Origin of the sequence: Paraburkholderia sp. DHOC27 (assembly GCF_003429005.1) — a bacterium.
Lineage (GTDB): Bacteria > Pseudomonadota > Gammaproteobacteria > Burkholderiales > Burkholderiaceae > Paraburkholderia.
Genome location: NZ_QVQV01000007.1, coordinates 531,999 through 544,827, shown reverse-complemented (window position 1 = coordinate 544,827; position 12,829 = coordinate 531,999). Strand labels below are relative to the sequence as shown.

General features: G+C 61.2%; 10 protein-coding genes and 1 pseudogene. 9 read left to right on the top strand and 2 right to left on the bottom strand.

Annotation, left to right across the window (positions count from 1 at the left end):
• Window positions 1–435, bottom strand: a pseudogene (locus tag D0B32_RS23980) (enoyl-CoA hydratase/isomerase family protein); the annotation flags it as partial.
• Between the two features lie 228 nt (window positions 436–663).
• Between D0B32_RS23980 and D0B32_RS23975 the strand changes: the two are divergent.
• Both D0B32_RS23975 and D0B32_RS23970 read left to right on the top strand, forming a co-directional pair.
• On the top strand, window positions 664–1,176 hold the full coding sequence (locus D0B32_RS23975; RefSeq protein WP_117336760.1) for a hypothetical protein: 513 nt from the start codon (window positions 664–666) through the stop codon (window positions 1,174–1,176).
• Complete coding sequence (locus tag D0B32_RS23970; protein ID WP_117336759.1) at window positions 1,173–1,460, top strand: hypothetical protein; 288 nt, start codon at window positions 1,173–1,175, stop codon at window positions 1,458–1,460. The genes D0B32_RS23975 and D0B32_RS23970 overlap by 4 nt, the downstream gene beginning before the upstream one ends.
• A gap of 793 nt (window positions 1,461–2,253) precedes the next feature.
• On the opposite strand, the gene D0B32_RS23960 is transcribed toward D0B32_RS23970, so the two are convergent.
• On the bottom strand, window positions 2,254–3,000 hold the full coding sequence (locus D0B32_RS23960) for an enoyl-CoA hydratase/isomerase family protein (RefSeq protein WP_117336757.1): 747 nt from the start codon (window positions 2,998–3,000) through the stop codon (window positions 2,254–2,256).
• A 293-nt stretch (window positions 3,001–3,293) separates the two neighbouring features.
• Here D0B32_RS23960 and D0B32_RS23955 point away from each other — a divergent pair, with 293 nt between their 5' ends.
• From D0B32_RS23955 to D0B32_RS32635, 7 genes are all read left to right on the top strand, one after another.
• Entirely contained in the window at window positions 3,294–4,628 is a 1,335-nt protein-coding gene (locus tag D0B32_RS23955) for an ABC transporter substrate-binding protein (RefSeq protein WP_117336756.1), read from the top strand.
• A gap of 66 nt (window positions 4,629–4,694) precedes the next feature.
• On the top strand, window positions 4,695–5,678 hold the full coding sequence (locus tag D0B32_RS23950; protein WP_117336755.1) for a carbohydrate ABC transporter permease: 984 nt from the start codon (window positions 4,695–4,697) through the stop codon (window positions 5,676–5,678).
• On the top strand, window positions 5,675–6,496 hold the full coding sequence (locus tag D0B32_RS23945; RefSeq protein ID WP_117336754.1) for a carbohydrate ABC transporter permease: 822 nt from the start codon (window positions 5,675–5,677) through the stop codon (window positions 6,494–6,496). Before D0B32_RS23950 ends, D0B32_RS23945 begins: the two co-directional genes overlap by 4 nt.
• Before the next feature lie 5 nt (window positions 6,497–6,501).
• Window positions 6,502–8,562, top strand: coding sequence for an alpha-amylase family protein (locus tag D0B32_RS23940; protein WP_117336753.1), 2,061 nt, complete (start codon window positions 6,502–6,504; stop codon window positions 8,560–8,562).
• 24 nt (window positions 8,563–8,586) lie between these two features.
• Window positions 8,587–9,621 carry a LacI family DNA-binding transcriptional regulator gene (locus D0B32_RS23935; protein ID WP_117336752.1) on the top strand — a complete coding sequence of 345 codons (1,035 nt, stop codon included), beginning with the start codon at window positions 8,587–8,589 and terminating at the stop codon, window positions 9,619–9,621.
• 468 nt (window positions 9,622–10,089) lie between these two features.
• Window positions 10,090–11,988: a potassium transporter Kup gene (locus D0B32_RS23930; RefSeq protein WP_117336751.1), complete on the top strand. Its 1,899-nt coding sequence runs from the start codon at window positions 10,090–10,092 to the stop codon at window positions 11,986–11,988.
• Between the two features lie 608 nt (window positions 11,989–12,596).
• A complete protein-coding gene (locus tag D0B32_RS32635; protein WP_181969886.1) occupies window positions 12,597–12,773 on the top strand; it encodes a hypothetical protein in 177 nt (58 codons plus the stop codon).
• The last annotated feature ends 56 nt before the right edge of the window (window positions 12,774–12,829 follow it).

The following is a 12,829-nucleotide window of genomic DNA, read 5'->3' as shown; positions in this document are numbered from 1 at the left end:
ACCGTTGATGACGCGCGAGCGCATCACCATGTCCTTCATGCGCACGATGCCGATCAGTTTGTGCAGCCGCGCCGCGCAGATAAAGCCCGGGATTTGCCCCATGTTCTGGGCGGGCAACGCATAAAGCGTGGTCTCTGTGGCGATTCTGAAATCGCACGCAAGCGACAATTCGAAGGCGGCGCCAAAGCAGTAGCCGCGATTGGCCGCGATCACCGGCTTGCTGCAACGTGAGGGTGAACTCAAGTCCCACGCGAGCTGGGCCACGTCGTCGGGCGACGCGTCGATCAGTTCCTCGCTATTGCTGCCGCGCGAAAAATGTTCGCCTGAAGTACGCACCACGATGACCTGGACAGCCGGGTCGGCGTCCAGCGCTTCGAACACCGCGCACATCTGCGAGCGCTGCGTAATGGAGAGGAGGTTGAACGGCGGCCGGTGTCGATCACGTCGCCTCAGGCACGGCCGGCTACGATCCCCGCCAGAGGGCCGCATGGATCGTTTCGGGTGCGGACAGGATGGCGCTCATGACTGCCGCGATATACTGTATGAATGTACAGTCGCGGCGAAACACGGCCGGGCTCCCGCTTGATCGCGAGCGATTTGTATACCCAGAAATAATCGGCGGGTTAGAATCTGAGACCAGCCAAAGCTAGTGACGGGGACAGGATGACGACGCCCAATGAGGTGCTCGAAGAGGAAGACGGCTCGATTACTGACGAGTTTGTAGCATGGATCGTATGCGAAGTGCTGATGCCAATCCTCATTCTTATAGGCACTTGGCTTTACGCTCAGTATGCGTTCGACATCCACCATCCTTTCCTCTCTACGTTTGGGTCTGGTGATTTACTCCCTATCGCGACGCTCGTGCTACTTGGAGCGTCGGCAGAAATGTTCCATTTCGTCGTGTTTACCACTGCTAGGTCAAGTCGGAGTGTGCTGTCGAAGCACATGCTGGCTCACCTTGTTACTGTCGTGATACTGGCGTTTTCGTATGGCGGGATAAAGGGAAAAGGACTACAGTTGCTCGACGAGTCGACATTGAGCGCCGAGGCGACTGGAAAACTGCAGGGATTTGCCACACTTACCATCTCTCTTACGGTTTTGGCGCTGATTGTGGCGTTTTATTCAAAAAATCGACTTTTAGACCTTAAGGTCAAGGCAGCACGGGAAAAGTCATGAACTTACACTTGATCTATCTCTTCAGCGTTGCATCGGTGGCGATGGCGGCGGCCATTGGATACCGCACCTATCACCTACAGCGGCATATTCGGCAGGAGCTTAGGGCTCTCCGCGTCCAAACGGACGCGAAGGCACTTCAAGCAAAAGTCGCGGCTACCGTCGCAAGTGTTGGTGGTGGCCAGACGGGCTATGGGCCAGTTACGAATGCCGAAAGCGGGTTCAACGCGTACGGGTTCGCGCCGGTCAATAGATCGGTTGAAATCCGCAACTCTTATTCGCTCTGAGCCCTCGGACTATGTCGACACCCCAAGATTTGGGCGCTGCACTCGCTGCGGCAGTGGGCGGCCGTGCCGCGAGTCAACAGCCCGTAATTCCATCGCAACTAGCGTTGCCGATTGACACAAAAGTACAATTGCTCAAGCAGATGTTTGAGGCAATTCAACGCCCTCATAAGTTCGAAGTAGGCCAGTTAGTCAAGTGGCGGGTCGGAATGCAAACCCGACCTTTTCCCGGCATGGGCGATCCAGCAATTATTTTACAAACGCTTGATTCCCCAATCTTTGACGGTACCACTGATGCTGCTTTTCCGTCCTTTCGAGAGCCATTAGACCTTGTCGTCGGTTGCTTGGGACCTCAAGCGCAGCTTCTTATTTTCCACCTCCCGGGCTTCCGGCTAGAGCCGTTCTAGCGCACGAGGCGAACCGGTGCTGCTTCGCAGTCGAAACCGTCGGCTTGCCCGGCATCCGGTGTAGAGCGGTTAACGCAATCTTGAGAGAGTTTTGTCGTCACATCAGGGAGATTCGGCCGGCAGACGAGGCGACTATGTGCACGTATGAAACAGCACACCGCGCCTACAAATGACAAATCCTGTCCCCGCAACCAACCGTTTTGAAGGTTCTGCGCAATAAGCCCTGCCAGGAACGTTGATCGTTTCTGAATCGGGAAGGCGGTGGTAAACACCGTGAACGCGCAGTTTCCTGCTGTACCAACGAACCCGCCCGCAAGGCGGGTTTTTTGTTTTTGTCTTTGGCACGCAATAAAACTTCGGAATCCTGCGTTTTTTACTTCCGGCCCTCACTACCCCATATTGCAGATCTGCCGATACCCCTGTCGCTCGATCTCACCGTCTCCGGTAAGCGGCTTGTCCTCGATATCGTTCAATAGTTTTTTCGTCGCCCGCTGGGGCAGGGGAGAGAAGGCGAGCAACTCCCGAACCAGCGCGTCGGTGACGCTCTCAAGTTCACTGTCCACGACAAACTCGGTCACGATGCCCCAGTCGTAAGCCTGTACACCGTTGATGACGCGCGAGCGCATCACCATGTCCTTCATGCGCACGATGCCGATCAGTTTGTGCAGCCGCGCCGCGCAGATAAAGCCCGGGATTTGTCCCATGTTCTGGGCGGGCAACGCATAAAGCGTCGTCTCCGTGGCGATTCTGAAATCGCACGCAAGCGACAATTCGAAGGCGGCGCCAAAGCAGTAGCCGCGATTGGCCGCGATCACCGGCTTGCTGCAACGTGAGGGCGAACTCAAGTCCCACGCGAGCTGGGCCACCTCGTCGGGCGACGCGTCGATCAGTTCCTCGCTATTGCTGCCGCGCGAAAAATGTTCGCCTGAAGTACGCACCACGATAACCTGGACAGCCGGGTCGGCATCCAGCGCCTCGAACACTGCGCACATCTGCGAGCGCTGCGTAATGGAGAGGAGGTTGAACGGTGGCCGGTCGAGGACGATGTCGGCGCGCGAATCTTCCTTGCTCAATTCAACCCGGAAACCGTCGAGCCCGGGGAACGCGCCGACGGTTTGGAGAACCTGCGGTGGCATAGCTTCCTCTGTGGTCGCACAACGCTCAATTCCGCCAAAAGGACGTGAAACGTCGTACGAAACTTCGAGTTCGACATTCCGCAAAATTGCCTTACAATTTAATTGAAACGTTATCAAGTAAGTTGCAATTCGGCAAGGAAGGGTAAACCCTCGATCCGCGCTACGAGCCCGGTGTGGCAAGGCTTCAGGGCGACTGCCACGCGAAAATAAAAACCTCAACTGTTTTGTCCCCTGCGGCATGGACGAGGCAGCAATTTAAACGCTAGACTTCGTGAGCACACTGGAGAGAGGCAATGCATTGCGTCGGCTCAGCGTCATCGGTCTCGCGTCGACGCGTCCTGGGCGGCGCGGTGTGGGCTGCGTTGGCCGCACGCGTGGCGACGTTCGCCGCAGCGCTCACGCTTGCCATGTGCTCGCCAGCATTCGCAGCCGGTAGCGATGAGCTTGTCATCGTCGACTGGTTATCAGGCTCCGAAGCCGACATGATCCACGAGATGGAGGCCGCCTTTCAGAAGAGCCACCCAGGCATCAAGATCCGCGAAATTAGTCTGACGGTGCAGGGCGATGCACGCGGCGCCATTCGCACCACGCTGCTGGGCGGCGAAAAGGCCGATCTGCTCATCAACACATGGCCGGCGTTTCGCGCCGAGTTGGCCGACGCTAACCTTCTTCGTCCGTTAGACGCCGAGTGGCGCGCCAACGCGTGGAGCAACGACCTGAGCGACCAGTGGAAGCGCCTTGGGCAATACAAGGGCGTGACCTATGGCGTGACCTACACCTTCGGCGATCGTAGCGGCATCTTTTATCGCCCCGACGTGCTGAAGAAGGCCGGGATCGCTGCACCGCCCAACACCTGGAGCGCGTTCCTCGGCAGCTTCAGGCCGTTGCGGTCCGCGGGCGTCACGCCGGTCTCGATGCCCGGCAAGACCTGGGCTCACGCCGAGTGGTTCGAAACCTTGCTGCTACGCGTTGGCGGCGTCGAGGCCGCAGCGAAGCTGGCGGCGCATCAGATTGCGTGGACCGACCCGGTCGTGAAGACGGCGCTTCACAAGTATGCCGAGATGCTGAGGGCCGGGTGCTGCGACGATGGGAGCCGCATGCTCGCAACGGAGTGGGACAACGCGGCTGACGAGGTGCTCAAGTCCGGCACGCACGCGTATGACCTGATCGGTATGTGGGTCAACAATCGTGCGAAGAGCGATTACGGCATGAAGGAAGGGCAGGACTACGCACTATTCCAGTTTCCGTCGCTGGGGCTCGGTCACGACGACACCACGAGCATCGACACCAAGGAATTCGTGGCGCTGAAATCCGGTTCGAATCCTGCAGCCGCCAACCAGTTTTTGAGCTGGGTGACGGGCGCCGAAGCCGCGGCCATCGAAGCGAAGGCCGGTCTCGCATCGCCATCCAGCAAGGCGAACAGCCTGCCTGGCGGCCCGGTGGTGGCAGCGTCGTCGGAGGCGGTGAGGTCGTCCAAAGTCCAGTTCGTTCTCGGCGATCTGCTGCCGGGCGACCTGGTCGACGAATACCGCGTGCAACTCCAGTATTTTCTGCAGGACCCAAGCGACGCGAACATCGACAAGGTGCTCGCCGCAATCGAAGCGAAGGCGAAGGACTCGTACAAGTAACGCCGCCCGCCTCAGGCGAGTGACGCAACGGGCAGCGTGCAGCAACTTCAACGGAACACGGCCTCCATGAACGAGCACGACAATCGCAGCGCGCAACTTGCCGGTGTGGTGCAAAGCCCCTCGCGGATGAGCTGCGCATTGACGCGTGCCGATAACGAAGCCGTGCGTCCCCGCGCATTTCTCTGGCCCGAAACACCCGCGGCCTATCTGCTGCTCGCGCCGGTGCTGATCCTGTTTGGTCTCGCCGTGGCGTATCCGCTCATGGACACGATCCGTCTGAGCTTCTTCGATATCCGCGGACTCGGCGCCGCGCACTACGTCGGCTTTGGCAACTACGTTGCACTCTTTCACGACGCCAATTTCCGGCAGGCGTTGTGGACCACGCTCATCTGGACCGTGTCGACAACGCTGTTATCCGTGGGGACCGGCTGGCTGCTCGCCTTGCTTTGCTCGCTTGCGCCGAAAGCCACACTGATCCCCCGCGTGATGATCTTCTCGGCGTACGGCATCTCCGAAGCGGTCACGGGTTTTATCTGGCTGGGAATTTTCCGGCCTGATTCAGGCGGTTTGCTCAACGCGGGGCTCGCGGCTATCGGGCTTGGCCAGTTCAGTCACGCGTGGCTCGGCGACCGCTCGACGGCACTCGGCGCGCTGGTCATCGCGTACTCCTGGGCACAAGCGGGCTTGCCGTTGATGCTGTGCTTCGCGGCAACCCAGGCCATCCCGTCTGCGATTGTCGAAGCAGCCTGTCTCGACGGTGCGCGTGGCTTCTCGCTGCTGCGCTACATCGTCATGCCGCTGTCGTTGCCCGGCGTGCGGGTCGCGACCTTCATCAATCTGCTCGGCAGTCTGCGCGCCTTCGACACCATCTTCATCATGACGAACGGCGGCCCGGTCCGTTCCACCGAGACGCTGGGCTTCTTCATGTATCGCGAGTCGATGCTGCAATTCAAGCTCGGCTACGGAGCGGCCGCCACGCTGGTGCTGCTGGCGGCGGTGCTGATCGTGTCGGTGCCGGTCATGCTCAGACATTGCGCGGAGGCCAAATGAAAGCCGCTTCCTCGCGCTGGGCGACCGCATTTGTCAGCCTGATCGCGTGCATCTGGGTCGTGCCGATCGTCGGCGTCGTCGTCACTTCGCTGCGGCCCGTGGACGAAGCCATACTCGGCTGGTGGACCACGAGCCGCTTCACGCTGACTCTCGCTGCATGGCGTGCCGTGTGGACGCATTACCCGCTGCTGGAGGCGTCGTGGGTGACCTTCAAGCTGGCCGGCATGGCCACCGTCGCGACGATGCTGCTCACGCCCGCCGCAGCCTATGCGTTCCACTTCTTGCGCTTTCCGTTGCGTCGAACGCTCCTGATCATCATCGTGAGCGCCTTCGTCCTGCCGCAGCAGATCGTGATCATCCCGCTGTTCCGGCTCTGGAGAGAGTGGGGCTTGATCGACAACATGTTGTCCGTGCTGATCCCCTATGTGGGGCTCTCGTTCGCATGGTCGATCGTGGTCGTGAAGAACTTTCTGGAGGATTTCCCGCGCGAACTCATCGAGGCGGCGCGCATCGACGGATGTGGTCCACTCGCCGTATTCGGCTACGTGGTTTTGCCCAACACGCTGGCGTCGATCAGCGCAATCGGCATTCTGCAATTCCTCTGGACGTGGAATTCGCTGCTGCTGCCCTTGCTCTACCTGCACTCGCGGATTCCCTTGCCGGTGGCATTCGCGCGCATTGCGGGCACCTACGACGCCAACTGGAATCTGCGCGCGGCCGCCGCGATCATCACAGCGCTCGTGCCGCTCGTCATCTTCATCGTGTTCCAGCGGCAGTTCGCGCGTGGCGCACTCGGCCGCAGCGGCAGCAAGGAATGACCACCATGACGGATTCCGTGACGCGCACTGTGAAGCCGCTTCGCTATCGGCAGATACATCTGGATTTCCATACGTCCGAGCATATTCCCGGCGTGGGTGCGCATTTCGACGCGGTGGATTTCGTCGCGACGCTCAAGCGCGCCAATGTCGATTCGATCACGATCTTCGCCAAGTGCCATCATGGCTGGTCCTACTATCCGACCGAAGTGGGTCACGTGCATCCCAATCTCGCGCGGCCCGATCTGTTGGGCGGCATGATCCGGGCCTTGCGCGACGCCGATATCGAAAGCCCGGTCTATATCACGGTGCAATGGGACGAACGGACCGCGCGCGAGCATCCCGAATGGCGGGTTTTGAGCGCGACCAACAGCTTCGTTCACGAGCTTGCCGACGATGCATCCAGCGCGCGACAACTCAGCCCCGCGTGGCACACGCTTTGTTTGAGCCACGCGCCGCTGCGTCAGCGCATTCTTGCCCAGGCGCGCGAAGTCGCACGCCGCTACGACATTCCAGGGCTCTTCTTCGATATCGTCATGGCGAACGATTGCGTCTGCACCGCGTGTATCGAGCGCATGCGCGCGCAGGGGCTCGATCCTCAGAGTGCACACGACCGTCATCTCAACGATGAGGCCGTGCTCGCACAATTTCGTCACGAAACCAGCGCTGCGCTGTTTGCGGAGTTTCCGCATTTGCGCGTGTTCTACAACGCCGGTCATATCGCCAAACGCGGTCCTGAACGCTACCAGGATTACACGCATCTCGAACTCGAAAGCCTGCCTACCGGTGGTTGGGGCTACAACCATCTGCCGACGAGCGCACGCTATGCAGCGACGCTCGGCCTCGAATACACGTCCCATACCGGCAAATTCCACGCGGGCTGGGGAGAGTTCGGCGGATTCAAGCACGCCGATGCACTGGAATACGAATGCGCGCAGATGGTCGCGCTCGGTTCGCGTTGCCTCGTCGGCGATGCGTTGCATCCAGGTGGCGCAATCGACCACGGCACGTATGCGCGGATCGCGCCGGCGTACGCACGCATTGCGAAACTGGAGCCGTTCCTCGATGGCGCGAAGCAAGTGTCGGAGATCGCGATTCTGTCTGCCGAGCACATGAATCCAGGTATGGGACGCAATCATCCCAGTGACGACGGCGCCGTACAGATGCTCATGGAATTGCATCGACCGTTCGATGTCATCGACGAGAGCGCGCGCTTCGAGGATTACCGCCTCGTCATCCTGCCCGACGAGATTCCGGTCGACGCCGCGCTCGCGCAGCGATTCGAAACGTACCTTGCGGCAGGGGGCAAGGTCCTCGCGTCGTGGCATTCCGCGCGTGCAGGCGAGCATGGCTTCGCGCTCGACTTCGGGCTCGAGGTGGAAGCCGAGTCGACGGGGTTCTGGCCGAGCTACGCCGTACTGAACGAGCACCTCGACGTGCGCATTCCGGCAAGCCCGGTGGTGTTTTACGACGACGCGCTCGTGCTGCGCGCGCAGGGCGCCGAAGTGCTCGGCGAAATTCGCGCGCCGTATTTCAATCGCACCTATGAGCACTTCTGTTCGCACCTGCACGCGCCCGACGACATCGACGCACAGCCGCTGGGTGTCGCCGCTGCGATTCATCACGGCACGGCCTACGTGGCGTACCCGATTTTCCGGCTGTATCGCGCGGTGGGGCAGCCCATCTACCGTTACCTCGTGGACGCGTTGATCGAAAGGCTGATGCCCGATGCTGCGGTGCGCACCGACCTGCCGTCGTCGGGCCGGCTCGCGTTGACCCATCAGCCCGCGCACAAGCGTCATGTGCTGCACCTGCTGTATGGCGCGCCGCAGTTGCGGGGGCAGGCGATGCCCATGAACGGGGGCGGGACGCGCACCATGGAAATCATCGAGGACATTCCGGCCATCGGGCCTGTTGTGGTAAGCGTGCGTCTTCCACAAACGCCCGCGCGCTCGTACGATGCGTTGTCCGGCACGCCGCTCGACTGGACGCTCACGGCGGACGGTGCAGTACAGGTCACGGTGCCGCGCCTGCGCATTCACGCGGCGCTGGCATTCGAGGCCGAATAATTTTCAGCCATGATTGAGTAGTCTATGAATGACGATAATTCGAACGAGACCGACAAACCACGCTCCGCCACGATCGTGGATGTCGCTAAACGGGCCAAGGTGGCGATCGGCACGGTGTCGCGCTACCTGAACGGCTTTCCGATCCGGCGCGCCAACCGTGAACAGATCGAGGAGGCAATCCAGGCGCTGCGCTTCAAGCGGAACGCGGCAGCCGTTGCCATGAAGACGGACGTCACGCACGTCGTGGGTCTGCTTGCGCCGTCGTTCGACGAGTTTCACGGCGCCATGCTGGAACATCTGTCGCGCGCGCTGCGGCGCGACGGCCGCGCGTTGCTGATCTATTGCCACGGCGGCGATACGCGGCTCATGGAGGACGGCCTCGATTACTTCTCGACACAGCGCATCGACGCGCTGGTGATGTCGGGCGTCGCGCATCTGTTCGACCGGGTCGACCAGTTGATCGAAGGCGGCGTGCCGCTCATCCTCTACGACAACGATCTGGCCGGTCTCAAGGCCGACCGTGTGTTCGTGAACAACCGTGAAGCCGCGATGCACGCGGTGCGCCATCTGCTCGACATTGGACACCGGCGCGTGGGGATCGTGACCGGTGACCTGAGCGACAGCGCCGCCAACGAACGTTACCTCGGCTACTGCGATGCGCTCACCGAGCGCGGCCTGCCGGTCGATCAGCAATACGTGGCCCCCGGACACTGGAGCATTCTCGGCGGCACGGATGCAACGCGCCGTCTGATGTCGCTCCGGCAGGCGCCAACAGCAATTTTCTCGTCGAACTACGTGATGGCTGCTGGAGTATTGCGTTGCTTCAAGGACGCGAAGATTCGCGTACCCGACGACGTGTCGCTCGTCTCGTTCGATGATCCGCCTTTGTTCGGGCTCTACGAAGCGGGCATCACGGTGGTGGCCCAGCCCATCAACGGCGTCGCGCAGACGATTGCCGACGTGCTCGAAAGGCGTCTGCGCAGCGCACGGGAAACGCCGTTCGGCACCACCAGCCTGCGTTGCGACATCATCCTGCGCGGTTCGACACGGCCGGTTTGACACCACGCGGCGCGCTTCATCCTCAAGCGCCGTCATGCGTTCTGAAAGGAAGCGAAGGTAGTATGCGGCGATCGAGCCCCTTGCAACCCTTCGTATCCCGGACCCTGAAATGGAAACCTACATTCTGTTAGGCGGCGGTTTTGGCGTCGCACTGCTGATCGCCATCTGGGGCATCTGGAAGCTGCGCTAGTGCCGACTAGTGCCGGCTGGTGCTCGCGAGTGCCTCCACTTCTCCAGGCGCTTTCATCACGGGCATTCGTATCGCTTCGACGCAGCAGGTCCGCCAAACCAGGCGCTGCGCAACGGCCGCAACGCGAGCGGCTGCAAAGCCCCTGCAACCTGATGACACAGATCCGTCTTTGCAACCTGCTACAAGCTCTCGAATGTGCGAAGGAGGGCAGACGGCCCACTCGCCTGGCGTCAGTCTACGTTCACGCGCGCTTAATTTCATTCAACTTACGATACCCTATGTCCTCATCTGCCAGCAGTGCCTCCACGCACACCGTCGATGCCGCACCCAGTCTCGTGCTGGGCGCGATTGGCGTCGTGTTTGGCGACATCGGCACGAGCCCGCTCTACACACTGCGTGAATGTCTGAAGGCCGCGGGCGGCATCACCACGCCGAACGTGTTCGGCATCGTTTCTCTCATCCTCTGGTCGATCATCGTGGTGGTCACGCTCAAGTACGTGAGCTTCGTGATGCGCGCGGACAACGAGGGTGAAGGCGGCATTCTCGCGCTCACCGCGCTCGCGTCCCGCGTAGCGCCCGCACGCGTGAGCCAGGTGCTGCTGACGCTCGGCGTGTTCGGCGCCGCGATGTTCTACGGCGATTCGATGATCACGCCGGCCATCTCCGTGATCTCTGCCGTGGAAGGCGTCACGCTGGTCGACCCGGCACTGACCGCGTGGATCGTGCCCATCTCGCTCGTCATCCTCACGGGGCTGTTCAAGCTGCAAAAGCGCGGCACGGGGACGGTCGGCAAGGTATTCGGCCCCATCATGATCGTGTGGTTCATCACGCTGGCAGCGCTCGGCGTGCTGCATATCGTGAGTGGCCCGGTCATTCTGGAAGCGGTCTCGCCGCTCTACGCGCTGGCGTTCGTCACGCATGCGCCGGGCACTGCGTTCGTGGTGCTGGGTTCGGTGTTCCTCGCGTTGACGGGCGGCGAAGCGCTCTACGCGGATATGGGGCACTTCGGCAAGAAGCCGATCCGTCTCGCGTGGCTGCTGCTCGTGCTGCCGAGTCTCGTGCTCAACTATTTCGGTCAGGCAGCGCTGGTGCTGGCTCGCCCCGCGGCGGTGGAGCAGCCGTTCTTCGAATCGGCGCCGGGCTGGGCGCTCGTGCCGCTCGTGATCCTCGCTACGGCGGCCACCATCATTGCCTCGCAGGCGGTGATCTCCGGCGCCTTCTCCATGACCAAGCAGGCCGTGCAGCTGGGCTTCCTGCCGCGCATTCCGGTGGTCCACACGTCGACGCACGAAGTCGGGCAGGTGTACGTGCCGTTCATCAACGTCTCGCTCTACGCGGCCGTGGTGTTTCTCGTCGTGTTCTTCAAATCCTCTGACAACCTGGCGGCGGCGTACGGCATTGCGGTGGCCTCGACCATGTTGCTCACCACCTTGCTGATGTATTTCATTACGCAGTCGCTGTGGAAATGGAAGCCGCTCGCTATCTTCGTGGTGATCGGGCCGCTTGCGCTCGTCGACGCGGTGTTCGTCTCGAGTAACGTGAGCAAGGTGCTCGAGGGCGGCTGGTTCCCGCTGCTGGCCGGCGGCGTGCTGTTCACCGTGATGACCACCTGGCACCGTGGCCGCGAAGTGGTGGTCGAGCGCATGAAGACCGACAACATTCCGCTGGACGGTTTGATCCAGTCGCTGTGCGGCGGCTCGCACGCGCCGCCGCGCGTCGACGGCACGGCGGTGTTTCCGGGTGGCGTGGCGGGCATGACGCCGTCTGCGTTCATGCACAACCTCAAGCACAACCGCGTGATGCACCAGATCAACATTTTCATGGCCGGCATGACCGACAACGTCCCGCATGTGCCGGATGAGCAGCGCGTGACGGTGAAGGACATGGGCTACGGCTGTTATTCGGTGGCGGTGCGCAACGGCTTCATGGAGATTCCGAACGTGCCGGCGATCCTCTCGCTGGTGGCGAAGAAGATTCCCGATTGGCAATATGAACCGGCGGATACCTCGTTCTTCCTCGCCCGCGACACGATTCTCGCCACCGGCGAGAGCAAGGAGATGTCGCTGTGGCGCGAGAAGCTGTTTGCCTTCCTCGGCCGCAACGCGGCGCAGGCGGCCGAGTACTACAGCCTGCCGGCCAACCGCGTGGTCGAAATGGGCGGCCAGATCAATCTTTGATGCGGGCGCGCGAGCCCGGCTTGCAGCCCGCCGGGTTTCACCGCTTGCGCGCAGCTTTCTCCATGCCCCGGCCGGAAGGCCGATGAAGCGCAAATGTGCGTTTCCTGCGTCACTTCTGGATAGTTTGGCTCTGCTTAGCGAATCAAGTTGACTTTCTATTCCAAAAATGTCTAGAATTCGCCGTCGTCACAAATGGGGCTAATGCCTTGGACAGTAGCAGTAGTCGATCTTCGATCTGTTTCGCCGCCTGAGCGGCAGGACGCCCGCGCCGTTTTTTCTCCAGCCGCCGTCTTGCCATCAGGCAGACGGTGCGCGCCGTAGTGATTTTCTCCGTGCACCTTTGATCAGCGCCCAGCGAGCGCCGCGTTGTTGCGCGTGTTCGCCGGGTACCGTGTTGCGAGCTTCGGCCCGCCACTCGCGCCTATGCGCGTGCTTTGCAAAGGAGAGTCCCATGCCGGACCCTGATAGTTACCCCATATGCCGCTTTACCTTCCCTTTATCTGAAGGAAGCGAGTAGATCTTTCCGGCCGCGCCCATGCAGCGCGCCATCTCCGGGTCTGCTGGCTTCCGCTTCATTCGCGTTCAAGCCAGACGCCTGGAGAAACATCATGAATTTCGGCCTCCTTCTGTCGCAACTGCCGCACGTGCAGGAAGCACGTGTCCACTACGACGCCATGCTGTCCCTGCAAGCCCGCGAGCCACGCAAGCTCGCCGCGCTGTCACACACGCTGCGGCATCCGCTGTCATCGCGGCTTTTGCAGCGCTTTCGGCGCCGCACCGCTTAAGTTTTTCTCCAATCTTCCGTCATCTGCAGGTGCTGGCATCGTTCGCGGTGAAGCGC